Source organism: Ruegeria sp. HKCCA5839 (genome assembly GCF_013035585.1).
Taxonomy (GTDB): domain Bacteria; phylum Pseudomonadota; class Alphaproteobacteria; order Rhodobacterales; family Rhodobacteraceae; genus Ruegeria.
In genome coordinates, this window is record NZ_WQIE01000010.1 from 52,516 (window position 1) to 77,057 (window position 24,542).

The 24,542-nt window shown below is 54.1% G+C and carries 23 protein-coding genes and 1 pseudogene; 5 read left to right on the forward strand and 19 right to left on the reverse strand.

Features of this window, described 5'->3' with window-relative positions; all coding sequences use genetic code 11:
* Positions 1–247 precede the first annotated feature (247 nt).
* The 6 genes and pseudogenes from GOV38_RS19780 to GOV38_RS19800 form a co-directional block, all read right to left on the reverse strand.
* Positions 248–1,504, reverse strand: coding sequence for a response regulator (locus tag GOV38_RS19780; protein WP_170482768.1), 1,257 nt, complete (start codon positions 1,502–1,504; stop codon positions 248–250).
* On the reverse strand, positions 1,501–1,887 hold the full coding sequence (locus GOV38_RS19785; protein WP_170385089.1) for a response regulator: 387 nt from the start codon (positions 1,885–1,887) through the stop codon (positions 1,501–1,503). The genes GOV38_RS19780 and GOV38_RS19785 overlap by 4 nt, the downstream gene beginning before the upstream one ends.
* Complete coding sequence (locus tag GOV38_RS19790) at positions 1,884–5,468, reverse strand: PAS-domain containing protein (protein ID WP_171210362.1); 3,585 nt, start codon at positions 5,466–5,468, stop codon at positions 1,884–1,886. Before GOV38_RS19790 ends, GOV38_RS19785 begins: the two co-directional genes overlap by 4 nt.
* Before the next feature lie 310 nt (positions 5,469–5,778).
* Positions 5,779–7,704, reverse strand: coding sequence for a DUF3604 domain-containing protein (locus GOV38_RS19795; RefSeq protein WP_171210361.1), 1,926 nt, complete (start codon positions 7,702–7,704; stop codon positions 5,779–5,781).
* A gap of 259 nt (positions 7,705–7,963) precedes the next feature.
* A pseudogene (locus GOV38_RS22410) lies at positions 7,964–8,074 on the reverse strand (IS6 family transposase); the annotation flags it as partial.
* Positions 8,075–8,146: 72 nt separating this feature from the next.
* Entirely contained in the window at positions 8,147–8,818 is a 672-nt protein-coding gene (locus tag GOV38_RS19800) for a GntR family transcriptional regulator (protein ID WP_171210360.1), read from the reverse strand.
* A gap of 117 nt (positions 8,819–8,935) precedes the next feature.
* On the opposite strand from GOV38_RS19800, the gene GOV38_RS19805 reads away from it, so the two are divergent.
* The 4 genes from GOV38_RS19805 (at position 8,936) to GOV38_RS19820 (ending at position 12,985) form a co-directional block, all read left to right on the forward strand.
* On the forward strand, positions 8,936–9,934 hold the full coding sequence (locus GOV38_RS19805) for a TRAP transporter substrate-binding protein (protein ID WP_171210359.1): 999 nt from the start codon (positions 8,936–8,938) through the stop codon (positions 9,932–9,934).
* Between the two features lie 78 nt (positions 9,935–10,012).
* A complete protein-coding gene (locus tag GOV38_RS19810; protein WP_171210358.1) occupies positions 10,013–10,498 on the forward strand; it encodes a TRAP transporter small permease in 486 nt (161 codons plus the stop codon).
* 10 nt (positions 10,499–10,508) lie between these two features.
* Positions 10,509–11,792 (forward strand): TRAP transporter large permease, encoded by a 1,284-nt coding sequence (locus GOV38_RS19815; protein WP_171210357.1) that lies wholly within the window; start codon positions 10,509–10,511, stop codon positions 11,790–11,792.
* Positions 11,793–11,839: 47 nt separating this feature from the next.
* Positions 11,840–12,985, forward strand: coding sequence for an alpha-hydroxy acid oxidase (locus tag GOV38_RS19820; protein ID WP_171133851.1), 1,146 nt, complete (start codon positions 11,840–11,842; stop codon positions 12,983–12,985).
* 24 nt (positions 12,986–13,009) lie between these two features.
* Here the strand turns inward: GOV38_RS19820 and GOV38_RS19825 are convergent, their stop codons facing one another.
* The 13 genes from GOV38_RS19825 to GOV38_RS19885 all read right to left on the reverse strand — a co-directional run bounded on the left by GOV38_RS19825 (position 13,010) and on the right by GOV38_RS19885 (position 23,723).
* A complete protein-coding gene (locus GOV38_RS19825) occupies positions 13,010–13,423 on the reverse strand; it encodes a methylglyoxal synthase (RefSeq protein WP_170621279.1) in 414 nt (137 codons plus the stop codon).
* Positions 13,404–13,922, reverse strand: coding sequence for a 2,4'-dihydroxyacetophenone dioxygenase family protein (locus GOV38_RS19830; protein ID WP_170357704.1), 519 nt, complete (start codon positions 13,920–13,922; stop codon positions 13,404–13,406). Before GOV38_RS19830 ends, GOV38_RS19825 begins: the two co-directional genes overlap by 20 nt.
* Before the next feature lie 9 nt (positions 13,923–13,931).
* Complete coding sequence (locus tag GOV38_RS19835; protein ID WP_171210356.1) at positions 13,932–14,633, reverse strand: SDR family NAD(P)-dependent oxidoreductase; 702 nt, start codon at positions 14,631–14,633, stop codon at positions 13,932–13,934.
* Positions 14,630–15,256 (reverse strand): 2-dehydro-3-deoxy-6-phosphogalactonate aldolase, encoded by a 627-nt coding sequence (locus GOV38_RS19840; RefSeq protein WP_171133849.1) that lies wholly within the window; start codon positions 15,254–15,256, stop codon positions 14,630–14,632. The genes GOV38_RS19835 and GOV38_RS19840 overlap by 4 nt, the downstream gene beginning before the upstream one ends.
* On the reverse strand, positions 15,253–16,173 hold the full coding sequence (locus GOV38_RS19845; RefSeq protein ID WP_171210355.1) for a 2-dehydro-3-deoxygalactonokinase: 921 nt from the start codon (positions 16,171–16,173) through the stop codon (positions 15,253–15,255). The genes GOV38_RS19840 and GOV38_RS19845 overlap by 4 nt, the downstream gene beginning before the upstream one ends.
* The gene (locus GOV38_RS19850) at positions 16,154–16,843 is read right to left on the reverse strand and encodes an RraA family protein (RefSeq protein WP_108861947.1); all 690 of its coding nucleotides are present in this window, start codon (positions 16,841–16,843) and stop codon (positions 16,154–16,156) included. The genes GOV38_RS19845 and GOV38_RS19850 overlap by 20 nt, the downstream gene beginning before the upstream one ends.
* A gap of 12 nt (positions 16,844–16,855) precedes the next feature.
* The gene (locus tag GOV38_RS19855; RefSeq protein ID WP_171133848.1) at positions 16,856–17,887 is read right to left on the reverse strand and encodes a C-terminal binding protein; all 1,032 of its coding nucleotides are present in this window, start codon (positions 17,885–17,887) and stop codon (positions 16,856–16,858) included.
* Positions 17,880–18,374: a lactoylglutathione lyase family protein gene (locus tag GOV38_RS19860; RefSeq protein ID WP_170378465.1), complete on the reverse strand. Its 495-nt coding sequence runs from the start codon at positions 18,372–18,374 to the stop codon at positions 17,880–17,882. Before GOV38_RS19860 ends, GOV38_RS19855 begins: the two co-directional genes overlap by 8 nt.
* A gap of 22 nt (positions 18,375–18,396) precedes the next feature.
* Positions 18,397–19,185 (reverse strand): SDR family NAD(P)-dependent oxidoreductase, encoded by a 789-nt coding sequence (locus GOV38_RS19865; RefSeq protein ID WP_171133847.1) that lies wholly within the window; start codon positions 19,183–19,185, stop codon positions 18,397–18,399.
* A 1-nt stretch (position 19,186) separates the two neighbouring features.
* Positions 19,187–20,188, reverse strand: coding sequence for an ABC transporter permease (locus GOV38_RS19870; protein ID WP_170614886.1), 1,002 nt, complete (start codon positions 20,186–20,188; stop codon positions 19,187–19,189).
* Positions 20,185–21,708: a sugar ABC transporter ATP-binding protein gene (locus tag GOV38_RS19875; protein ID WP_171210354.1), complete on the reverse strand. Its 1,524-nt coding sequence runs from the start codon at positions 21,706–21,708 to the stop codon at positions 20,185–20,187. The genes GOV38_RS19870 and GOV38_RS19875 overlap by 4 nt, the downstream gene beginning before the upstream one ends.
* An 84-nt stretch (positions 21,709–21,792) precedes the next feature.
* Complete coding sequence (locus tag GOV38_RS19880) at positions 21,793–22,827, reverse strand: sugar ABC transporter substrate-binding protein (RefSeq protein ID WP_170637923.1); 1,035 nt, start codon at positions 22,825–22,827, stop codon at positions 21,793–21,795.
* A gap of 26 nt (positions 22,828–22,853) precedes the next feature.
* Positions 22,854–23,723 (reverse strand): SMP-30/gluconolactonase/LRE family protein, encoded by an 870-nt coding sequence (locus GOV38_RS19885; RefSeq protein ID WP_171210353.1) that lies wholly within the window; start codon positions 23,721–23,723, stop codon positions 22,854–22,856.
* 107 nt (positions 23,724–23,830) lie between these two features.
* Here GOV38_RS19885 and GOV38_RS19890 point away from each other — a divergent pair, with 107 nt between their 5' ends.
* A complete protein-coding gene (locus GOV38_RS19890) occupies positions 23,831–24,502 on the forward strand; it encodes a GntR family transcriptional regulator (protein WP_171133845.1) in 672 nt (223 codons plus the stop codon).
* Positions 24,503–24,542 lie beyond the last annotated feature (40 nt).

Below are 24,542 nucleotides of genomic sequence, written 5' to 3' on the forward strand. Positions count from 1 at the left end.
TGCCGTTAATTAGAATTGTGCGCGAAACTCCGCAGCGAAAGACTGTTAAGAGCCCGAAGTGGACATGCGCTGGTTAGTAAGCTGTGTGGTATTGCTCGTCTATGAAACGTCGCATAATCGCAGTTCTTGCCGCCGATATAGGCAACCCTTTTGTTATTGTTGGGTCGGGGTCGACCGGCTCGCGGCGAGTGTTGGGCAGCCTTATCATGGTTTTTTAGCGGTAATGACGTTGGGACAGGTCTGGCGATCAACCCACTGCTTCAATGTCTGCACCAGTTTCGCCGGCCAGCAATCGACCAAGGTGAAACAAGATCAAGGGGTCGTCTTCGCACTCGACCAAAAGCGCCGCAAAGGATTGGCGCGCTTTGGGGTCACTCGCCTCTAGCAGCTCATACGCCGCCTTGTAATCTCTCACTTGATCGCTGTCGACAAGCGCCTCTGACAAGGGTTCATAGCAGGTCACCGCTTGCGTTTTGCCTTTCAGCAAGAGTCTTCCAATTGGGCGGCCAGAGAAGTTGTCGATCCCCTTGGCAACACTTTCCGAAGTGCAGATGCGCGTCCCTATCGTCTTGTTAGCCTGTTCCAGCCTTGCCGCAGTGTTCACAGCATCGCCATACGCTGTATAGTCGAAATAGCTCTTGCCGCCGAAATTGCCAATGATCGCACCGCCGCTGTTCACACCTATGCGCGTGTCTCCCAACGCGATGCCGCGATCCAGTAGTTTCTTCTGAAAACCTTGGGCAAATTCGTCGAGCGCCAAGGCGCAGGCCACCGCGTGCGCGGCATGTTCCGGATCGTCAACTGGCGCACCGAATATTACTTGGATGGCGTCGCCTATGATTTTCATGACTGTTCCGCCGTGCGAAAAGATTGTTCGGGTCATGCCATCTAGGTATTCGTTGAGAATTTCGACGATCAGGTCGGAATCCGAGCTTTCTACCAGCTGAGTGAAATCGGCCAGATCAGTAAATAGAAAGGTTGCTACGCGGCGCTCGCCCTTGGCCTCTATTGCCTCTGGATCACGCGACAACGTCTCAACCACCGTAGGAGAGAAATACCGTGACAGCGTCAATCTCGCTTGCTCGGCATTATCACGGGCCGTGCGCAATTGGCGGAGCAACTCAAGGTGTTCCAGCGTCTTGGCAATGGTCCGGTCGAGATCTTCGAACTCAATCGGTTTGGTCACGAAATCGAAAGCCCCGCGGTTCATAGCCGCGCGGATATTGTTCATGTCGCCGTAGGCCGAAACCATAACAGTTTGCAGATCAGTTTCCATCTCGCTCAACCGCTCAAGCAAAGTGAGACCATCCATCCTGGGCATGTTTATGTCGGAAAGGACGATATCTATTTTAGGGTTCTCTTCGAGAACTTCGAGGGCGTGTTTGCCGTCATGAGCAAACAATAGATCGAGTTCCCCTTTGCGTACGCGACGCCGAAACTTTTGCGAAATCAACGCTTCAAGGTCGGGCTCGTCATCGACAACTAGAATGCGTGGCGGCGTCACGTCGCATCTCCGACAAATCGTGAGAGCCGCTCTTTCAGTTCAACAAAATCGACGGGCTTGGTCAGGAACTGTTCCGCTCCCAGTTCCCGGACTTTCGCCTCGGTCGCTGCATCACCATAGGCGGTGATCATCATAACCGGTAATTCAGGCCAGCGAGCGCGCAGTTCCTGCAAAAGCTCGATTCCTGACATGCCGGGCATGTTGATGTCCGAAAGCACCAACATCACTTCTTCTTTCGAATGACTTATTGCGTCCAAGGCGGACTCGCCAGACCCGGCAAACCCAAAACTGTAGACTCCTTTTCGTATCTCCCGCCGAAAATTTTGTCGAATCAGGTCCTGTGCGTCGGGTTCGTCATCTACCATCAGAATTTGTCCTGTCATGCTAGGTCCCCCTGAGAATGGACCGGGACCGAAACGACAAAAATCGTGTGATCCCCTGGCTTACTGTCCACAGTCAAAGTTCCACCATGCTGCTTGACGATGGTATCATAGCTCAACGAAAGGCCGAGCCCTGTGCCTTCACCCGCGGGTTTTGTGGTGTAAAACGGTAGAAAAATTTTCTCCCTCATTTCTTCTGGAATGCCCGTACCATTATCGCGAATAGTGACGTTGACGCGGTCACCATTGGCTCGCGTCGATAGCCAGATCGTCGGTGAAAAGTCACCTTCTTCCGCGTCTTTACGTTTGTTGGCCGCATACATGCCGTTGCTGATGAGATTAAGAAAAACACGCATCAAATCCTGCGGATAGCAATCGATTTGGCCAACGTCGGGATCAATGTCGGCTCGTATTTCGACATTGAAACTGGAATCCTCCGCCCGAGCACCGTGATAGGCAAGGTTCAGCGCTTCTTCTGCGATCGGGTTTAGTGCAACACGTTGCAACTCGCTCGGCCCCTCACGGGAATGCAGAAGCATGTTTTTAACGATGCTGTCAGCACGTTGACCGTGTTGGTTTATCTTGCCTAAGTTGCCGCGTACTGTCTGCCATAGGTCCTTAGCTTCCTCGCGATCCTCTTCCTCCAGAGCCGCGATCGGGTCTTCTAATATCTCGTGTAATTCTTCCAACAACTCGCCAGACAATTTGGCAAAGTTGTTGACGAAATTCAGCGGGTTCTTGATCTCGTGGGCAATGCCGGCAGTAAGTTGGCCTAGGCTGGCCATCTTCTCGGACTGGATGAGCCGTTCTTGGGCTTGCCGCAGATCGTTGAGGGCATGTTCAGCCGCATCACGCGCGTTGGAAATCTCCGCTTCACGCCGTTTTAGTTCGGTGATATCGAAATAGGTCAGCATGCGACCGCCATCCGGCAGGTCCACGCATTGGAAACTCAACGTCATGCCATCAGCCCGACACAACTCGCCCGGTGGCATGTTTCCTGCCCGTATTGCCTCGACCCGCATGGACAGCCAGTCATCCCAGTCCTTCGGCGCGACATCATAGACTCCTGTGTCCTTGTTGTACTCTATCAGCTCCTGCATAGTTGGGCGCTGGTCGATGAATTTCTGATCGATGTTCCAAATTCGCGCAAATGCCCGATTTATTATACGCGCACGTAAATCCGGTCCCATGAACAGAATTCCATAGTCGACGTGATCGATGACCGCGTTAAATTCTGCCAGTGCCGCTTTCAGTGCTTCGTCAGCGAGTTTGCGGTCCGTAATGTCAGTGTAAGTTGCAACTAGGCCGCCACCTTGGATAGGGTTGCCGATAATCTCAATCACCGTACCATCAGGACGAATACGCTCAAATTTGTGCGGTAAGAATTTTGCGGCCAGTTCCACCCGCTCGCGCACTTGGGTATCAATGTCGCCCGGCCCATATTCCCCTCGTTCAGCATTGAACCGAAATGCCTCTTCCATTGTGAATCCGGGGCGAAAGCGTTCGCGAGGAAACTCCATGAGGTCAAGAAATTTCGAATTCAACGCAATTGTGCGCAGCTCTTTATCCACCAGCGTAATCCCCTGGCCCATGTTCTCCATTGTTAACTCGAGGATCGCTGATTGTTGTTCGATCTCCAGCTGTTTGGTTTTCAGTTCGGTAATGTCGGTATAGATCGAGACGATGCCACCATCCGAAGTGCGGTGATCCGTAATCTGCAGCCAGTACCCGGCGACTAGCTGTTCGCGTGGTTCGCCCGAGGCTTTCTTGCGTTTTTCGGCAATTCTCTCAAGATACCCTTCTACTTCTCCTTCGGAAAGTGGAAATAGGCCGCGCTTGATGCCGGCACCGATGATCTCTTCGAATTTCACGCCGGGTACGACCTTGTCGGCGAGTTCGCTCATGTAGGTGCGGTAGCGCTCATTACATACAACTAGCCGATCCTCTGCATCCCACAATGCAAAACCAGACGAAATCGCTTCAATTGCGTCTTCAAACCGCTGCCGTGCGGCCTGCGCATCTGCCTCCCTGCGTTTGAATTCGGTTATGTCGTTGTAAACCATGATGCGGCCACCATCAGGCAGGCGACGTTCGTTGAGCATGATCCACACACCGTTGCCCAACTCTAGTTCCCAGTTCGCCTTTGGCTTCTCCCAAGCGACGCGGCGGGCAGCGATCCAACCGTCAACGCCGTCTGGATGTTCGGTAAACATCCCAAGCTCATAGCCGTTGCGGATCATGTCGAAGAATTCGCGGCCCTCATAAATTAGGTTGCTCAAATCGGCGCCGCCAGCGGCGTCGCTGAAGATCTGGACGTAGCGGTCGTTGAATAACTCGACGCGATTTTCAGGTCCCACCAAAAGCAAACCATCGGCGATCGTTTCAATTGCTCCGAGTAGCCGACCTTCAATTCGGGCAATTCGTTCCCGTGCATCCCGGATTTCAGTTATGTCGCGCACGGCACCGACAAGCCGAACGACCCGGCCTTCGGCGTTTCGCACACCAACGCCTCGGTCGTGAACCCAACGGTAACCGCCATCACGCGCCCTCTGCCGGTAGTCACATTCAACGGCATCAGTCCCGCCCTTGAAATGGTTAACGATTGCCTTGACATAAGCGTCGTAATCATCCGGATGGATCTGCTCGGCCCATCGTGTCGAAGACGAATTGGCCTCGTCCAAACTGAGTAGATCGTTCAGGTCAGCAGAGACAAACAGAACATCATTGGTCACGTCCCAATCATAAATTCCATCGCTGGTAGCTTGAGTGACCAACTGGTATCTTTCCTCACTTGCGGCAAGGGCTGCATCCCGTTCAATCTTGGGTGTAATGTCCCGAATTGCGGCAACCATACGCGTCGCGTAGCCGTTAGTATCGCGAATCGAGGTGCCGTGATCCGATACCCAGCGCCACTTTCCGCTGGCTACTTTGAGTCGGTACTCACATTCCCATCGTTTCTTCTTGCCGGATATATGCGCCTCCAACGCTGACAAGTAAGAGGGCAAATCGTCGGGATGAATAATGTCTTGCCATACCCACGTTCTCTCTCCCTTAGGACCGGTCTCAAGCCCTAGGAAAGTCTCAAGTCGTGGGGACGCATAAAACTGGTCGTCGGTAATGTGCCAATCGTAGATTGCCTCTTCCGCAGCGTCTGAAACAAGCGCGTAGCGCTCCTCACTTTCTCGCAATGCTCTTTCTGCTTTTCGCTCGGCGGTGCGGTCCTGATAGGTGACCATCGTTCCTCCCGAGGCCGTTCTGCGATAGCTGATCGCTAGAATCTGCCCGTCTGCCATCTCATGCTCGAGCGCGCGCTCACCAGAGGCACCAATCTCATTCATTCGATCGGCTACTAGCCGATCAGTTTTGCCCGCGCCAAAATCTCCGCGTTCGGCGTTGAAATGCAGCAAATCTTCTAGACTAACACCACGGCGGCAGAGCTCTTGTGGGTAGCGTCGCATCTCGCGAAATGCGGGGTTGCAGTAAACCAGTCGGAGTGCGTCATCGAATATGCCGACACCAACATCCAGAAGCGCTATACCTTCTTCGTACCTGTCTGCTTGGCTTTTCTGGTCAGCGCCATTCATATCGCGTTCCCCCCTGGAGAAGAATGACTGAGTCAAAGAGTTGAGTCAAAAAATCAACCGTAGAAGCTTGGATTTAGAGAACACGAGCTATTGTAGAAAGTTCTTGCAATTCAAAGGGTGACGTAGCTTGCCGCTCCAGAGCTTACCAAGCCGACCAACCCGTTCCACCAGCCTTTAAGTCACGTGCGTTAGTTATGACATCCCCGTAAGGTCCGCTTTGTCCGCACACCAGACATTCGCCAAAACTCTGTGAGCGACCGGTTCGAGACCAAAGCGGTCAGTCAAAAAAGCAAGAATGACGGGCATTCTACTAATTATTTGGTGAATACCAGATCGGCGACGTATATGCGCGCTCTTGTCCGATCAATGTCGCTTCTTCGGGAATGTCAGCGCCTAGACGCACTTTGTCGTAAACGACCCAGCGCGGCGTCGGGATTTCAATGACGCGAGCGTAGTAAAACGCGTGCTCGGACGAATCAAAATCTGGGTCTGTCCAGACCGTTCCTAGCTCTGAAGCGCCGATGGTGTTGATATAGTTTGCTGCTTCCAGATCGACCGTATTACCTACAGCCGGCAGTTTACCGTTAACGTCCAGTTCACGTTCATCCGACCATGCCACATCATAGACTTTTTCGGACAAGTTCCCGTCGCTGTCCATCCAGCCTTTAATGATCTGGATGCGATCAAGATTGGCTCCGATGGGATCGCGCAATGCATAGACCATGAAGGTTGGCGCATCGGACGTTGCCGGGCGCAGATCACCACCCATCGGAACACCCTTTTCGTATCCAACAAAGGCTGGAGCGCGAGACCTCATGTCATCCTCGTCGAACTCCCATCCCCCAAAGAACCGCACGGCCATGCGCGGACCTGTTGTGGCATAAACCTCACGGCGCACCATGGCATCCCACAGACTGGCCCGCGTGTTCTCTTCGGCCCAGACACCTGTGTAGCCTGACGCCACCAATGACCAACCTGGGAAAACGCCATTTTCTGTTTTGGTGAACGGATGCGACGCGCGGGTCAACGATGGCTCGGCATTTGTCGCTTTACCAAAGTAATTGTCGCTGTCAGCGGTTGCCAGCGATGTATGGCTGTCCGTCGCGCCGGACAAGCCAAATTTGTATGGGTTTACGCCCGTGCGCGCCTCGATGGCGAACCCCTGCTTGAGTGCCTCACGCGCATATTCGCCTGCAAGCATATCTGGCGTTTTAGCTTCAGTTAGATCGAGGTTGCCCGCATCCCATGTTTCGTAATTCGCAAACTCGTCATCGGGACTAAGAGCGGGGTGCGCCTCGCCGTCTCCCTTGATCTGGGTGATTTCGTAGAGCGGTTCCCATCTCATCCGCGCCATTGCATAGGCTTCGTCCACGGGTTCGCCATTGTAACGTGTTTCAGATGGGAACATGATGCCGTTTGACAGGTTTCCGTTGTGCGCGAGTGCAAAAGCTTGTCCACCTGTATTGGCCTCATAGGCCTCCAACCATTTGTACAAGTCCATCGGGTCTGTAGAGCCGATGGGCGCCTGCGTGGTCATAGGTTGGACTTGTTTGACCCGGTCTGCATTGTCACGAAAAATGATATTGCGGTGCATGTTGTTGCCCCGGATCAGCGATGTCCACTCAAAGCCGTGGAAAGCCGTGAAGTCTCCCGGATCGTTGAACGATTCCACAGTAGCGATCATGTCTTCCCAGACAGAGGCATAGATGGGCGATCCGGGAGAATAATCTGCGATCAAGTTCGGATCCATATTCCCTTGAGAGAACGTAGTAATCAGGTTCAGAGCTGCTGCAGCAGACGCCTCACCTCCTTCTTGCAGACCTTTTGCCCAGCGGGAGCCCTGTTCTGATTCCATAATGTTGGGAGAACCTTTAGCCAGATCGGTGATCATGCCCATTCCATCCGAGTGTTCCGTTGTCACGATCCAGTCTAGCGGTCGCGCCAGCTTAACAGGCTGCCCTGTGGCCGAGACGACCTCTTCGCCGCGCGCAAACCGAAGCATTGTGTCAAGATCGGTCGTGTTCCCGAAAAGACCTGCGTCCATTGAAAGACCGGTGTGAATATGAGTGTCACCCCAAAATACGCGCGATGGAAAGCTGCGTTGAGCATTGGGTGAATAGGCTTTGCCGGGGTAAAGGTCTTGAAGGGACTGTTCAGAGGGTAAGAACTGCGCGTTGGCTGCGCTCGAAACTACAAATATGGAAGAGAACAAAGCGGAATTTAGGGACCTGAGCATGATAAACCTCCCAAGACTTGCTGAAATCAAAACGCGTTTCTTCACGAAAGCCGCACATTCAGACCCGATGATAATACGTTATTAATACCATGTCTTCGAAATTCCGCTTTGTCCGCATAGCAGTCGTTCACGCCAGATGCAGCGAACGAGGGCACCGAGCCCAAAGCCGCCGTTAATCCGGCATAGGTACGCTGCTCCGCGGCGAATGACCGCTCTGAGCCCAAATCGGACGCCTAAGGGCATCCACCTGGTCATCTTTCAGAGCTTTCACATTCCGAAGCGATAGTGGGAAACGGATGTACAGCATTACAGCAAGGCGGATGATCTCGGGACTGGGTCTAAAGTATTTGAAAAAAGAAGGTTTGGTCATGGACAAAAGCTACGCAACCGCTCTGCCCCGCTCAAGCAAAGTTAATCTGACAAGACCCAGATGGCAGGACGCCTATGCTTGCTTCAGACCAACCAAATCGGAATAAGATCGCTCACCGCGAGTAATTTGCCGTTTGAGCGTGTTCACTGCTGCTTTTACTTTACCCTCGCCGAGTAGCGATGTGATCGCTTGATGTTCCTTAAATGATTTTGTCGTTCGATCGGAACGCTTGGACAGATGCGTCCGCATAGTTTGGACGATATCACTGACTTTTTGATATCCATCCCGCAGGTAACTGTTTCCGCAGGACCTGAAAAACGCGTCGTGAAACTCGGCGTCAAGTTCCAAGTACTGCTCGAATTCATCCGCTTCCTGCGCTTCTGACATCTTCGAAACAATTGTAGCCAGCTCATTGATCAGAACCGACGGGTTCTTTTCAAGCGCCTGCTCCAAAGCTGCAGATTCTAGGATGAGCCTATACCGACAAAGCTGCACCACGTCCTCTTGAGAAAGAGAGAATACAAAGGCTCCTCGATGAGGAAATATCTGAACGAGCCCCTGAAGATTCAAAGCCGACAGCGCTTCGCGAATCGGAGTTTTGCTGATGCCCATGGCATTTGACAGCTTCACTTCCGGCAACGATTCACCCAATCGAAACGTGCCATTGATAATGCCTTTTCGTATGTGCTCTTCAGCAGTTTTACTCAACGAATCCGGGCGCTTAATCTGCAAAATCTCGGTCATTTTCACTTTGTCCTATTTCGTCTCTCTAACACAATAGCACATGTGAGCTTGATTTCTATATTATATCTGATATCTCAGATAATAGATCGAAAATAACTAAATCCATGGGAGGATACCTTGTTCAAGAAATCAACATTGGCGCTTGGCGTCGTCATGTCAGCCGGGCTTGCTTTTGCAGCATCCGCTGAAACAGTCATTAAGGTTGGGCATGGCGCAGCAGAAGCGTTTCATATGCATCGCGCGCTACTGAAATTTGAAGAACTGGTCGAAGCTGGCTCGAATGGTGAGATCGACGTACAGATATTCCCTTCATCGCAGATGGGCCCTGATCGCGAGATGATCGAAGGTGTTCAAACCGGCGTTCTGGAAATGGCAATTCCTCCTTCCTCTTTCTTCGCGGGCTGGGATCCGGCTTTTGCAGTAATTGAGCTGCCCTACATGTATTCCTCCAAGGACATCGCCTTTGATGTTCTTGATGGTGATGCTGGTGATGGCATGCTTGCACGGGTCGAAAACCAGGGATTGGTAGGTCTTGGCTGGCTTGAATTGGGTGTACGCAATGTGACCAATAATGTCCGTCCGGTTGCAACCCCCGCAGACCTCGAGGGTGTCAAACTGCGTACCATGAAGGTTCCGGCGCATGTGGCGACATTCGAAACGCTCGGGGCCAACCCGACGCCAATGAACTTTGGTGAGGTCTATTCTGCTCTCCAGCAAGGCGTGATCGACGGCCAGGAAAACCCACTGGCGATCATTACCTCACAGCGTTTCTACGAGGTGCAGAAATACCTTTCGACCACGGGCCATGTCTTTGCGGTCTATATGCCCGTCATCTCCAAACCGTTCTTTGACTCGCTGTCCGCAGAGCATCAGCAACTGGTGCGGGACTCGATGGCTGCCGCACGTAACTATCAGGCCGAGTTGGTCGCCAGCGAAGATGCAGCACAGCTGGAACAAATCCGGGCCGCTGGTGTCGAGGTTCTGGAACTGACAGCAGAGCAGCGACAGGCCTTTGCCGACAAAACCGAAAGCGTCCGTCTGCAGTATCGCGACGAGGTTGGCGCCGAAGCCTATGACGACTGGGTAGCAGCGGTTTCCGAAGCGAGCGGAAGCTGACCCTCGGACTACTCAGCCAATACGGGCACCCGTGCAATGAAGGTTCGGGTGCCCCTTTCGTTCAACGGGAGGTGAACGGTGTCGGTTATCAATTGGATCGATATGAATGCCGAAAAGGTCTTAGCCAGCGCACTTTTGGCCGCGATTGTCTTATTGATCTTTGGCAATGTGTTCATGCGCTACATTCTGAATGCCTCTCTTTCATGGGGCGAAGAGCTAACGCTTTGGCTATTTGTATGGTTTGTCTGGCTTGGCGTCAGCTATGCATTCCACACTGGCGATCATGTGCGGATCACGGTCCTGCGTGATGTCCTAAGCGAGCGGGCAAGGCTTTACGCGGATGTTGTGATCGCGCTTCTTGTCCTTGGATTTCTGGTCGTTCTGACAATTGAATGCATCAAGCTTATCCGACAGCCTTTTGTGGCCAGCCAGACGTCGGTCGTTTTGGGACTACCAATTCCGATCCTTTATGCTTCGGCGCCGATTGGCGCGGGCATGTCTGCGATCCGCGTCACTCAACATCTGATCCGAACCCTGCGTCTGATCGCAGGAACCAAAGCGTGAGGAACCCGGCATGTTTGCGACAACGCTTTTCTTGACGCTCTTTGCCCTGTTGCTCTCCAGCGTGCCAATTGGCATCTGTTTGGGCTTAGCCACTATGATCGTGATGGTCTTTGTGGATGGCACGCCACCTATGGTTCTTCTGGCACGGTCGGTGGTAACAGGCGCGGACTCGTTTCCTCTAATTGCCGTCCCTCTGTTCATTTTGGCAGGCGACCTGATGCAGCACGGCGGAATGTCTCGTAGACTGGTTGGGTTCGCCAATGCGCTGATTGGTCATATCCGGGGTGGGCTGGCTTATGTGAACGTACTCGCCTGTGTGTTCTTTGCCGCCATATCCGGCTCATCTCCTGCGACCGTAGCCGCCATCGGGTCGAACATGATCCCAGAGATGGAAAAGGTCGGCTATACGCGCAAATTCAGCGGCGCATTGACAGCATCCTCGGGAATGATCGGTGTAATGATCCCGCCAAGTATTCCCTTCATCATCTATGGTGTTACTGCCGAGGTTTCGATCGGCAAACTGTTTCTTGCGGGCGTCGTTCCTGGCATCCTTTTTGCCCTCATGTTCATGTTGGTTGCTAGGGTTCTGCTGCGAAAGGACGAGGCTGCACACCAATCGACGATTACGTTCTCAGGTCCGGGCGTCTGGCAGAGTTTCCGCTCTTCTATCTGGGCGCTACTGGTGCCTGTGATTATCCTTGGGGGCATCTACAGCGGTATCTTCACCCCTACCGAAGCCGGAGCCGTGGCAGTGGTTTATGCCGCCTTCATCGGAATCTTTGTTTATGGAGACATCTCCCTCAAAGACCTGCCAGAGGTATTGGCGGGCAGTGCAAAGACCAGCGGGACTATTCTGATATTGGTGATCATGGCGACCGCCTTTGGCAGGCTGATCACACTCGCAAGAATCCCGACAGAACTCGCAACAACGATCACCAGCCTGTCCGACAACCCCATCATCATCCTGTTGCTGATCAATCTGCTGTTGTTGGTGATCGGAATGTTCATGGAGACGATTTCGTCGATCATCATCATGACACCGATCCTGCTGCCGGTTGCAACCGCGCTGGGTGTCGATCCGATTGTTTTTGGTGTCATCTTGACGGTCAACCTGGCCATTGGGTTTTGTACACCACCTTTGGGAGTAAACCTGTTCGTGGCTAGCAGCATTTCGAAGGTTTCCATCGAAAGCCTCAGCCGGGCGATCCTGCCATTCTTTGTAGGCATGCTGATCTTGTTGATGTTCATCACCTATGTGCCCGCAATTTCCTTGGCCTTGCCGTCCCTTTGGTGACCGGCCGAGGGCCTACAAACATTAGACGATAAAACCAGAGGACCCGGATGGATTTGGACCTATCCCACCCGTCGATAGAAGACCTTCGGCAAACCGCGCAAAAGCGCATTCCGAAGTTTGCTTTCGAATATCTCGACAGCGCGACTGGCCGGGAGCTGGGGTTGAAGGTCAACCGGGACGCACTTGATGCCATCGGATTCATGCCGCGTGTACTATGCGGCCGAACAAAGGCCGACCTGCAGACTAAATTGATGGGTCAAACTTACGATCTGCCATTCGGGATAGCACCGGTAGGCATGTCCGGCCTAATGTGGGCGGGAGCAGAGCGGATGCTTGCAAAGGCAGCGGTTGCTCACAACATTCCGTTTTCGCTGTCGAGCGTGGCGGTTGCTTCACCGGAAGATGTGGCACCTTACATTGGCAAAAATGGATGGTTTCAGCATTACCCGGTGAACTCCAGCGATTTGCGCCGCGCGATGCTGCCGAGGATTAAGGCAGCGGGATTTCATACGCTGATCATCACGGTGGACGTACCAGAAGAAAGCCGGCGCGAACGACAACGCCGCGCCAACCTGACCGTGCCTCCAAAAGCTGACCTGCGCACGCTGACTGAAATGGCGTCACGACCCGCCTGGTGCCTTGCGCATTTGCGCGAGGGCATCATGCCACGTATGCGGTTCTTTGACGATTACGTCCCCACGCGCGGGCGAGAAAGTTTTACCCATGCAGGCGCTCTGATCCGTGGGATTCCAGATTGGGACTACCTGCGCGAACTACGTCAGGAATGGGAGGGTTACTTGATCGTCAAGGGTGTCCTGCGGCCGGAAGACGCAAAAAAAATGGTGGCCGAGGGCGTAGATTGCATCTGGGTCTCAAACCACTCCGGGCGTCAATTCGAAGCCGGGCCCGCCGTGATTGACCAACTCCCGAACATCCGCGAGGCGGTCGGAACAAATGTGCCACTGATCTACGACTCTGGCGTTGCCTGGGGATTGGACATCATGCGTGCCCTGGCGAAAGGTGCAGATTTCGTCATGGTCGGACGTGCCTTTCAATATGCCGTTGCAGCGTTCGGAGCACGGGGGATCGACCATCTCGTTCACATCCTAAAAGCTGACATAGAGGCCAACATGAGCCAGCTTGGCAGCGAAAACCTCGGCAATCTGGGGGAGCACCTTCTGATAACTGACTGATCGGCGCTTACGGCGTCCGGGGTATCAGAGAAGCGTGTTGTCACCCCCGTCAATCAGTCCCTTCACGATCAGATCTGCAGTTGAGCGCGAACATGCCATTGGCAGATCATATACCGTCGCGAGACGGGTCAGAGCCTTAACGTCGACGTCGTGTGGCATAGGCGACAGAGGGTCGACAAAGAAAACCAGTGCATCCAGTTTCTCTTCACAGATCATAGCGCCGATCTGTTGGTCGCCTCCGAGTGGTCCACTTTTCAGGCTGGTCACGTCCAGTTCTGGATAGGCTTGCTTAATGCGACTGCCGGTGGTCCCTGTCGAAAAGATTTGTACTCTGGACAGGCGGGTCAATTGCAGACCCACCCATTCAACGATTTCGTCCTTTCGAGCATCATGGGCCACGAGCGCGAAACGCGGCGCATCACCTGATGAATTGTTCAACGTAATCTTCTCCAAGACCGACTTCCGCGAAGTGTTTTCGGCACAGATCAATCTTAGTAAAGACATCTTCGTAGCCAGTGACCTTGCCCCACGGATCAACATAGCACATCACGCCATTGACCTGGAAATAGGTAACCATCTCTTCGACATCGTCGGGAACGACCAAAGTATGAGTCTCACCCGGCGGCTCAAAGACATATCCTCCTTCTTCTGCAACCCAATCATGTTCCAGATAATGCCAGCGCCCTTTCAGAACGAAGCCATGGACTGGCTGGGGATGGCGGTGCCGCGAAAGAACACCAGCTTTGCGCACTTTGAGAAGGTTCATCCAATAACCTTGCGAGCGGTTCAGGCAGAGCGGTCGGAACCAGACGTTCTCTGCCTGCGGAACCCACAGTCTGTCGTCCTCGCTCATGGCATTCGGGATCACGATCTCATCTTGTGCATCCTTGGGGAAAGGCAACTGATAGGGCATTCGGGCGGTGTCATGGTCATTCATTGATTTTCCTCACATAGCGAGATAGCCGCCATCGACCGGATAAATCGACCCGGTCACAAAGCTGGCGTTTTCACTCAAAAGCCATTGCACAAGCGCACCGACTTCTTCGGGTTTCCCCCAGCGTTTCATGGGCGTACGCGCCATGATCCCCGCTGTTCGTTCAGGGTCTTCCCGAAGGCCCTGGGTCATCTCTGTCTCGATCCAGCCCGGAGCGATGGCATTGACCCGGATACCGTCTTCGGCCCAGCGGCCTGCCAGTGCCTTCGTCAATTGTGCCACGCCGCCCTTGGAAGCGGAATAGGCCGGCACCAACGGTCCACCAAAAGTGCTGAGCATAGAGGCCGTATTGACAATAGCCCCACCTGTTTCCGCTAAGAAAGGATGCGCGGCTAGACAGCAGCGCATGGTGCCGGTCAGGTTCACATCTAGCACCTTGGCGAATACGTCGATGTCGTATTCTTCGCCACGATGAAGAATACCTGCGCAGTTCACCAAAGCATTCAGACCCGTGAGTCCACTGAATACATCATTAATTGAAGCCTGGTCGGTGACATCCAAGATCTGCACCTTTATCCCGTCTCCAGGCTCGAATGCATCCAATTCGGATTGGGAGGCGGATGCAGCAATGACGGACCAACCTGCATCCGCCAACGACCGCGCAACACCCGCACCGATCCCTCGCGTACCGCCCGTTACAAGGGCCTGTTTCATCCAAGTTCCTCCAATACACTGGTGAAGGCGCGCGCGCGCCTGCCGATATCATCCAATGTATAGCTCGGTTTGAACAGTGCGGAACCCAGCCCAAATCCATCTGCACCCGCGGCATGATACGACGCCATCGTTTCCGGCGTTATGCCCCCTACCGCAGCGATGACTGCGTCTGCAGGAAATACGGCGCGCAAGGCAGCTATGGCAGCTGGTGGCACCATTTCCGCCGGAAATAATTTGAGGACCGAAGCTCCGATATCCAACGCCGCAAAGGCCTCAGAGGGGGTCATGATACCTGGACACCAATAGAGATCCCGCGCGACAGCCGCGCGCCCGACGTCCGGATTCATATTGGGCGACACGATGATCCGCCCACCTGCATCTGCAACCGCCGCGACCTGATCCGTGGTCAACACTGTGCCAGCGCCGACTATGGCTTGAACGCCATGTTTCGCAACGATCTGCGTAATCGATTCCAGCGGGTCCGGTGAGTTGAGCGGCACTTCGATGATCCGAAACCCGGTATCGAAGAGTACATCAGATACCGGGCGCGCATTTTCTGGTGCCAGCCCCCGCAAAATCGCAATCAGCGGGTTCTCAGCCAGAGCTGCAGTGAGGTCAATCATCCGACCAACCCCGCAGCGCGAGCAATCAGAAAATGCCCTTTCGCAACGATATCATCTGGAGCGCGACGGCTGTCGAAACCAGCAGTTCGAAGCGCTATTTCGTATCGGTCGGACAAATCGCTACGTCCAACAACAGTGATCGAACCAACGTCTTCTAATTCGCCGATCGCGGCAGCAACCTCCGTCCCGATCAACAAGCCCGACAAGTAGTCGGCCGTAGCTACCTTTGAGATTTTTCCCATGAGAGGAAGCGTCCGAACATGAAACAGGCTGTGCAGCAGGTTCGACTCACCACTGAGGCCCGCTTCGACGCCCATCACGAATGCGTCTTCGCTGAAGACGTCCTCCTTCATCAAGGTGCCAAGGATTGTGTGTTCTTTCAGCGCCGAAAAGATCTCGCCGGTCATGTAGGTCGAGAAATCCACGATCTTCCCATCCGCAACCTGAACCCATTTGCTGTGCGTTCCCGGCATCACGAACACACCTTCGCTCAAGCCTAGTGAAGATGCCCCGATGATCTGGGTCTCCTCGCCGCGCATTACGTCAGGTCCACCGGCATGTTCCGTTGAAGCACCTGTCACAAAATGAATACGCGCTCCGTTGGCCGCTTCGTGCGGGACCAACGCTCGCGCAAGACCGCCAGCACCCAGAGGCATTTCGGCATATTGCGTTTCTACCCAGCCATTGCGGCTGGTGATCATGCCAGATGCCAGGATCGGCAGGTTAGCTTTTGCGACCCAAGAGCCGATGAGACGATCAAGGACCGCGTCAAAGGTTTGCCCCGCAACCTGCATGATACCTTCAGGCGACGAGACCCCTTCGATCACCTCGCCCTCCGCGCCAATTAGAAATGCACGGAACGATGAAGTGCCCCAATCTACGCCGATCAGCGCTGGCTCAGATGCGACCGAATTCATTCAGCAGGTCCTCAACGGTTTTGCCTTGGGCCACCCATTTACGGGTTTCCTCCTCACGGTCAGCTTGCTCTTGAGCAAGGCGCACGGTTTCCTCGGCAATTTCCTGTGGAACCACGACGACGCCCATAAGATCAGCTACAATGAAATCACCGGGGTTTACGACGACGCCCCCACAGGCGATTGGCACATTGATCGAAAGTTCTTCTTTACGTTCCGAGAACATCGTGTGCGTTCCGCGCGGCGTGATCGCGCGCGTCCATATTGGCCAGTTGATGTCTTCCAACTCATCTGTGTCACGGCCAGTGCCATCTACGATCATACCACGAATGCCACGATTCTTGGCCAGACCACCCATTAAACCGCCGCAGACTGACGTTTGACGATCACCACCTGCGTCCACAACGATCACGTCCCCGGGTTGTCCCATTTCAAGCGCTCGCAATGGGTCGACCAGATCGCCTTTTGAAAGCTGAACCGTCACGGCCTGGCCTGTCACCTTGGCGCGGAACGCGGGCTTGATGGCGCTGTCCATCACGCCTGTTCGGTACTGCACATCCGCAAAAATGGCAGCAGCAGAATACGCCTCCAACACCTTGTCGAATTTTTTGAGAAGTTCCGGGTTTCTTTCAAAATCATTGAAAACCCTAAGGTCTGTGCTGACGTCTGGCATTCTTGTCTCCTGTTATGTGGTAGATACGGCCAATGCCTCAGCATTGACTGTGTAGTCGGGGTTTTGTCCTGTCAGAACCTTGGCCACTTGCGTGGCCGCGGTAACCCGCGCTGCGTGTATGGATTCCTCGGAATAGTAGGCGGCATGCGGCGTTACGAGGACGTTGGGCAGTGTGAACAGCGGGTTGTCATCAGGTGTCCAGTTGGCGCGCTTGGCCGGCTCTTCTTCGGGGTCGTCGAGCCCTGCAGCAGCCAGATGGCCTTCGGTCAGCGCCCGGAACAGGGCTTTGTTGTCGACCGTTGGTCCGCGTCCAGTGTTCACGAGTATCGCACCGGGTTTCATGACCGAGAATTCGGCATCCGATAAAAAGTGATGCGTGTTCGGCGTCATCGGCGCTTGCATCAGGATATAGTCGGACCTTGCCAGCAATTCAGGCTTGCTCACCAGCTCGACCCCAATCTTTGCCGCGACTTCTCTTGGCAAATACGGATCGTAGGCGATGACCGTAACTCCGAAAGATTGCGCCCGCGTTACGATGGCTTGCCCTATTTTTCCCAGCGAGACGACACCCATCGTCCGCCCGCGCAACCGGTAGACCGGCTGCCCGCTTTGCCACTTCCAGACCCCTGCATGAGTGGCCCGATCATAGTCGGGCAACTTGCGCGCCAGGGTCAGCCAAAGGGCAATCGCGTGATCGGCGACTTCCTCCGTGCAATAGTTTTGCACGTTGGTAACGAGTATGCCTTTTTCCGTTGCCGTGCCGACATCCACGATATCTACGCCCACGCCATAACGCGCGATGACCTCGCAGTTCCGCATCCGCGCAATCGTTTCCTTCCCGATCCGGGCATATTGATTCATCATCGCTGAGCAATGCGGCGCGACATCAAACAGGTCTTCCTGGCGTTTGGCCTGAAGCGCAATCACCTCGGCTCCGGCGGCTTCCAGAATTTCCGTCTCAACGGCAACATCACCAAAGTCGTAATCGGTTATCACGACCTTAGGTTTGTCCGTTCTGGGGGAAAAGTCGGCGCGATCAGTCATAGGCACCCGCCGAATAGGTCAATTCGTACGAGTGGCTGTAGAGCTCGAAGATGTTGCCAAACGGGTCTTCCATATAGACCATGCGATAAGGCTTTTCACCTGGGTAATACTTGCGCACTTGGCTCATGCGCTGGCGCCCGCCCAAGTCTTCGATAATCTTGATGCGGCCTTCAAGATCCTCGTCCTGTACGCAGAAATGAAACAAGCCACGCCGCCAATATTCAAACGGGCGTTCTTCTTCGACGGTCTTCGGGAACTCAAACAATTCGATGCCAACACCGTCGCCCATCGACAAATGTGCGATGCGGAAGCTTCCCCAGCCTTCCCCAAATACATCGTCGCACATCTGACCGATGGCGCTTTCGTCATGCAGGATTTCAGTTGGTTCCATCAGCACGTACAGGCCGAATGCCTTGGAATAGAACTCCACGGCTTTTTCGAGGTCGGGAACTGTGATGCCAATGTGAGAGAAAGTGAGAGCGGCCATGTAGGGCTCCTCCAGTTAGAAGTTAAAGAATGTTGCGAACTATGCCGCCTTCGATCCGATGCGCAGAACCGTTGGAGGCTGTACTTGCAGAGATCGTGACGATCATGCGGGCGACTTCGTCTGGTTGGACAAAGCGCTGTATGAGCGATGTGGGTTCATCTGATTTGAAGTAATTGCCCACGATCGTGTCGAGCGGCTCACCCTTTTGATCGGCGAGGCCGTCAAAATAGGCTTCGACACCTTCGGTCCAGGTTGGACCAGGCAGGATCGAGTTAACCCGGACTTTTGTCCCCTTTGTCAATTCTGCCATGCCACGTGTCAGACCTAACATGGCAGTTTTAGTGACAGAATAATGCACCATCTGAGGTAGTGGCTTCACTGCCGCTTCGCTGGCCATGTTGATGATAGATCCCTTATCGCGGCCAAGCATGTCAGGCAGGAAAATTCGGCTCATCCGAACGGCGGACAGGACATTGATGTTGAAATAGTGCATCCAGTCGTCATCCGTGAGATCCTCGAACGGCTTAACCGAGAAGATGCCGACATTATTAACGAGAACATCCACCGCCCCGCGCGCTCGCGCAAACTCCGCCAGAGTTTCCGCATCAGGCGTCTTGGTTAGATCGGTCGCAATGCCTTCAACGTCACCCAGAGATGACAGGTCATCGACGCAGTCGGACACCTCCGCCTCGGTCAGGCCATGCACGATGACCCGCGCGCCTTCTTCCAGATAGACCCGGGCAGTGGCTTTGCCGATGCCGGAACCTGAGCCAGTTACCAGGACCAGCTTATTTTTGAGCCCCAGATCCATCTCAGGCCTCCTTCTTAACGTTAGATGACTGCTGTGATGAAGGGCGGCCGAACATTCGACCCATCAAGCCCGAAATTTCCGCGCGCCACATGTCTATGCCAACGGCCAACAGAATGATCAGGCCCAACACGATGTTCTGAACCGAAGATGGCGCAGCGTTTAGGTTCAAACCATTCTGGACGATAACGATTGTCATCGCCCCCATCAGCGTGGCGAGGATGTTGCCGCGGCCGCCTGCAAGGCTGGCTCCGCCGACAACAGCAGCGGCAATGGCCTGCAGTTCCAGCGTCTGGCCATAGTTGGGCGAACCAGAGTTGAGGCGCGCTGACATCAGGATCGCACCAACTGCAGTCATAAAACCCGCGATGACAAATGTCGTCGTCTGAACTTTACGTACGTTTATACCCGTCAGAACGGCAGCGGATGGGTTACCACCCACGGCATAGATCTCACGGCCGAGTTTCGTGAAGTTCATAGTGAACGCGGCAAGGACGTAGAAGAACACGAGGTAGAAGAAAGGCATCGGAACGCCGAACAACTTGCCGTAAAAGATTGGCTCCAGCGCCGGATCCAGCGAGAAGATCGGAGACCCATTGTTGAAGGTCAGGGCAAGGCCCCTGAAGGCAATCAACGCCGCCAATGTTGTGATGAAAGATGGGATACGCCCATAGGCTGTTATCAGCCCAATGAATAGACCAAGCAATCCGCCCATGAGGAGAATGAGTGGCAATGCCAGAACCAGTGGAATGCCAACAAATTTCAACATTTGCGCAAGGATCATGGTCAGCAAAGCCACCATAGACCCGGAACTCAGATCGATGCCCGCAGCGAAGATCACGATAGTAGACCCGATTGCGATCAAGGCCACGATACTCACCTGTAGGGACAGGTTTGAAAGGTTACCCGGGTTCAGGAAGCGTTCGGTCGTAAGTGCCACGATCAATGCGACGATCACCATTGCTGCAAATGGTCCGATCAACTGGGTGTCAAAGATCCGCTTCATGCGAAAGCCTCCTTAGGATTGGATTGAGGAGTGTCGGCGGACGCGCGCACAAGGTCGTCATGCGTAAGGTCGAACGCATCGACCGTGCGCATTATCGTTCCGTGCTGCACAACCGCAATCCGATCGCTCATGGCAAGCAACTCATCATGGTCTGAACTGATCAGAATGATCGATTTTCCCACCCGCGTGAGCCTGTTAATCAGCTTGTAAACAGCGATCTTGGCGCCGATATCGATCCCCTGCGTTGGCTCATCAAGGATCAGGATGTCCGAGGCTGAAAACAGCCAGCGTGCAATCACGATCTTCTGCTGATTACCACCAGACAAGAAGTTGACCGTCTTTTCCTCGGCCTGGGTCGAGATTTCCAAATCGCGGATCAGGTCATGGGTGGCTTGCTCTTCCGCCTTGAGATTCAACACGCCGAACCGACTAAGCCCGCCGAGGGAGGCTGCGGTTACGTTCCCGCTTGCGCGGAAATTGAAGAACAACCCGTCAAACTTACGGTTCTCCGGAACAAGGGCCAATCCAGCACGGATTGCATCGATTTCCCGGCGGAAGCGAACCGGCTTGCCGTTAAGTGTTATCTGTCCGCCCGTCAGCTCGTCTGTCCCGAACAGGGCGCGAGCGATTTCTGTGCGGCCACTGCCCAATACGCCGCCCAAGCCCAGAACTTCACCCCGGTGCAACGAAAACGATACATCTTTCACGCCCGAATTGGTGGCCAGACCCGCCGCCTCTAGCACAATATCCTTGGTCGCGTTCTGCTCCTTAGGATAATGCTCACCAATGTCCTCACCGACCATTGCGCTGACAATCTCAGAGACGCTGATCTTGGTCTCGCCACTTGCACGCACAACACAACCATTGCGCAGGATCGTCACTTCATCAACGATCCGTTCAACCTCATCTAGCCTGTGCGACACATAGAGAATAGCGGTGCCGCGCTCACGCATATTGCGCAATAGCTGGTGCAAGCGCTCGATTTCATCTTCACCCAATGCCGCCGTCGGCTCATCCAAGATGATCATGCGGGCGTCCATAGCGACCGCTTTCGCGATCTCGACCAGTTGTTGCTCGCCGACCGATAGCGATCCGGTTATGGTTTCGGGAGAAACATCGACATCCATTTCAGCTAAAACGCGCGCGGCTTCGTTGTGAACCTTGGCCCAGTCGATCACACCAAAACGAGACCGAGGCATATTGCCAAGGAAGATGTTTTCGCCAACCGACAAGGTGGGCACGATCGAGAATTCCTGAAAAACTGTTGCGACGCCCAGCTCACGTGCCGCCTGCGGATCGCTGATCGTGACCGGCTTGCCATTGTGCAGGATTTGACCGCTATCGGGTTGCTGCACGCCGGAAAGTGTCTTGATCATGGTCGATTTGCCACAGCCGTTTTCACCCAGCAGCCCATGAATGGAACCGGGCATAAGCCGGATGCAGACTTTGTCATTCGCCAATACCCCAGGATAGGCCTTGGTGATATCGACAAATTCCCAAAGTGGCGTTGCGGGTGTCATTGCGATTGCCTCGACAAAAGGGGAACTCGGTTGAATTGCGACCCGGCAGCACGCGCACGCGCCACCGGGAAGCGAGGAGAAAGTTCAGTACTCTTTGGACGGCTGCGGGAAGAGCTTTTCTGGCTCTTGCAGCACGCTGATCGCACCGTCTTTGTCTTCAATTGATGTGGGCGTTTCGATCCAGCCGCCGGGATAGGACCCGTTGAGCGCATCAATGGTTGCGTGCATAGCCGCTTTACCCATTAAGAACGGTGAGGTGTTGACGGTTGCCGTGATGTTGCCAGCCGCAATCTCTTCAAGGCCTGACGTGTCTCCATCGTTACCCAAAAGGACGATATCATTGCGGCCGAGTGCTTTCGCAGCAAAGGATGCCCCAATGATCATGTAGTCGTTCGCCGCGAAGATCATGTCGAGATCGGGGTTCGACTGTAGGATGTCCATACCAGCAGTGTTGCCGCCCTCAACGTTCCATTTACCGTCAATAGACACCACAACGTCGAAGTTTTCGTTGCCCTCGATACCGTCGAGGAAGCCGCCCACACGTTCGGTCGAGTGATAGCCAGGCTGCCCTTCGATAATGCCGACCTTCAACGGTTGATCGCCATAAGTTTCAATGGCCCAATCAGCGATAGCATGTGTGCCGTTGCGCTGGGAGTACCCGACAACGCCATGAATTGGTGTCGGGAAGTTCGGGATGTCCGAGTTGATCATCAAAACTGCCATGCCCTTGTCGACGGCTTGCTTCAGCAGTGGTGCGGCAGCAAATTCATCGTGGGTACCAAAGATGATTGCATCCACATCCTGCGTCAGCACATCCTGGATCATTCCCATTTGGCCGTTGATGTCCGCACCGGACTGGGGAGCAAGCATGAAGACTTCCACCCCGGCCTCAGCGGCAACCGCTTTGATGCCTTCACCAATGGCAATGTAGTAGTTGAACTCCGTCGCCGGCGGCATATACGCGATCCGGAACGTTTCGTTTTTGGGTTCTATCGCATCGATTGGCGCTTGTGCCCCGTCCTCAAGCGGAACCGGCGCTGGATAGTTTTCGGCCAGAGCGACCGTTGCCAGCGTGGCGAACCCCGCGGCAAGCGTAGTGGTCATTAGCGTTTTCAACATAGTTTTCTCCTCCAGAATTTCGTTGGTTATCCTTTGAATGGCGCGTCGACCACGCCACGAACGCCGGGTTTCACAGCAAAGAGGCCGCCGGATTCCGGTTCTTTTGTTAAAGCTGCTTCGTCACTCATCAGCCTTGAGGTCGTGATGAACAGCGCGTCGAGATCAGGGCCACCGAAAGCGCAACAGGTGGGCTTCCAGACCGGCACCTCGATCACGCGGTCTATCGTGCCGTCAGGTGCGACGCGAACAACGCGATGGCCTTCCCATTCGGCGTTCCAGACGCCCCCTTCGACATCGACACAGGACCCATCAGGCAAGCCAGGCTCATCATAGAAAGAAGCATGCTGCCGACGGTTCGAAACGGTTCCACTGCGGGTGTCGTAATCAAATGCGACGACTTCCCGAGCGGGGGTATCAGCAAAGAACATCGTGGTACCGTCGGACGTAAAGCAAGTCGAATTGGCGCAAGACACTCCTTCGATGATTGTCTGTACACTCAAATCCTTATCGACGCAGATGACCGACGAATCGGCCTTGCCAGAAACTTCGTTCATGCCTCCAACAATCAATCGCCCCTGGCGATCGGTTCGCCCATCGTTCAGCCGTGTCTCCGGATTGTTCGGCTCGAATCGCGTCACGAGAGTTTCCTCGCCCTGGGGCGAATCCAGCAAGACAACTCGGTCCGCATAAGCAACGATCAGTCCGCCAGACGCACGCGGCGCAAAGCAACACACACGCTCTGGCATCTCATGAGATGCGGATTCTGACGTTGCAGGATCAAATGACCAAAGCGCGCAGCCCTCAATATCGGTCCACCAGATAAGGTCATCGGCGGGATTCCAGAAAATCCCTTCCCCGTGCTGGTTCTTACAATCGACGACCAACTCTGCGCGCACTTTTTTGATCTCCCAAGTACATTCTGATATCTGATATACCAGCTTGCCTAATCTGGTGTATCAGATATCTTGCATCTGGCAACATCTTTTTTTGGAGATATCCTCAAATGGCGCTTGAGAGACCCAAGTCTTTGCGTGAACTCGCACTGGAACATTTGCGGAATAGTATTATCGATGGCTCCCTGAAAATGGGTCAGGTTTTGTCGGAGCGAAAAATCTCCGAAGAGCTGGGCGTATCGAAATCGCCAGTCCGCGAAGCACTCGCTCAATTACGTGACGAAGGGTTGGTCAGTATCGAGCCTCAAAAAGGCGCACGCGTTTTTTCGCTGTCTGAGCCGGAAGTGACTCAGATCTGCGATTTCAGACAGGCTATCGAAACTGCCGCCTTTGAACTTGCATTGTTGCGGAGCCCGGAAGGTCTTGCCGACGACATGCAGCGTGTCGTGAAGGACATGGAGAGGGAACGCAGGCGAGGCAATGAAAAGGGCTACCTTTCACTGGATACCACATTTCATCAGTTGATTTTTGAACATGCCGGTAACGATTATCTGACGGCCAGCTATACACGCTATATCGGTAAGATTGCCGCATTGCGGACCCATTTGGCGAAGCTGCCACAGCATACTGAGCTTTCCTTCGATGAGCATTCGAAAATCGCTATTGCCGTTCGCGAAGGCGACATGGCCAAAATCAAATCTCTTCTCACTGCGCATATTGACCGCACCAGACAAGCCTACAAAAGCGCCGCCATCGTCCTCGAAGGAGCGACCGCATCCTAGCAAAAACGTAGCTTTGTTGTGACGGGGGCGGGCCAAAACG

What these genes read in the sequence shown, in the direction of transcription:
- GOV38_RS19860 (WP_170378465.1), bottom strand. Translation starts at nt 18,374, where the DNA reads ATGGCCGCTCTCACTTTCTCTCACATTGGCATCACAGTTCCCGACCTC.
- GOV38_RS19840 (WP_171133849.1), bottom strand. Translation starts at nt 15,256, where the DNA reads ATGATTGACCTCACTGCAGCTCTGGCTGAGAACCCGCTGATTGCGATT.
- GOV38_RS19795 (WP_171210361.1), bottom strand. Translation starts at nt 7,704, where the DNA reads ATGCTCAGGTCCCTAAATTCCGCTTTGTTCTCTTCCATATTTGTAGTT.
- GOV38_RS19790 (WP_171210362.1), bottom strand. Translation starts at nt 5,468, where the DNA reads ATGAATGGCGCTGACCAGAAAAGCCAAGCAGACAGGTACGAAGAAGGT.
- GOV38_RS19845 (WP_171210355.1), bottom strand. Translation starts at nt 16,173, where the DNA reads ATGAATTCGGTCGCATCTGAGCCAGCGCTGATCGGCGTAGATTGGGGC.
- GOV38_RS19855 (WP_171133848.1), bottom strand. Translation starts at nt 17,887, where the DNA reads ATGACTGATCGCGCCGACTTTTCCCCCAGAACGGACAAACCTAAGGTC.
- GOV38_RS19865 (WP_171133847.1), bottom strand. Translation starts at nt 19,185, where the DNA reads ATGGATCTGGGGCTCAAAAATAAGCTGGTCCTGGTAACTGGCTCAGGT.
- GOV38_RS19815 (WP_171210357.1), top strand. Translation starts at nt 10,509, where the DNA reads ATGTTTGCGACAACGCTTTTCTTGACGCTCTTTGCCCTGTTGCTCTCC.
- GOV38_RS19890 (WP_171133845.1), top strand. Translation starts at nt 23,831, where the DNA reads ATGGCGCTTGAGAGACCCAAGTCTTTGCGTGAACTCGCACTGGAACAT.
- GOV38_RS19870 (WP_170614886.1), bottom strand. Translation starts at nt 20,188, where the DNA reads ATGAAGCGGATCTTTGACACCCAGTTGATCGGACCATTTGCAGCAATG.
- GOV38_RS19820 (WP_171133851.1), top strand. Translation starts at nt 11,840, where the DNA reads ATGGATTTGGACCTATCCCACCCGTCGATAGAAGACCTTCGGCAAACC.
- GOV38_RS19785 (WP_170385089.1), bottom strand. Translation starts at nt 1,887, where the DNA reads ATGACAGGACAAATTCTGATGGTAGATGACGAACCCGACGCACAGGAC.
- GOV38_RS19835 (WP_171210356.1), bottom strand. Translation starts at nt 14,633, where the DNA reads ATGAAACAGGCCCTTGTAACGGGCGGTACGCGAGGGATCGGTGCGGGT.
- GOV38_RS19850 (WP_108861947.1), bottom strand. Translation starts at nt 16,843, where the DNA reads ATGCCAGACGTCAGCACAGACCTTAGGGTTTTCAATGATTTTGAAAGA.
- GOV38_RS19880 (WP_170637923.1), bottom strand. Translation starts at nt 22,827, where the DNA reads ATGTTGAAAACGCTAATGACCACTACGCTTGCCGCGGGGTTCGCCACG.
- GOV38_RS19875 (WP_171210354.1), bottom strand. Translation starts at nt 21,708, where the DNA reads ATGACACCCGCAACGCCACTTTGGGAATTTGTCGATATCACCAAGGCC.
- GOV38_RS19800 (WP_171210360.1), bottom strand. Translation starts at nt 8,818, where the DNA reads ATGACCGAGATTTTGCAGATTAAGCGCCCGGATTCGTTGAGTAAAACT.
- GOV38_RS19830 (WP_170357704.1), bottom strand. Translation starts at nt 13,922, where the DNA reads ATGAATGACCATGACACCGCCCGAATGCCCTATCAGTTGCCTTTCCCC.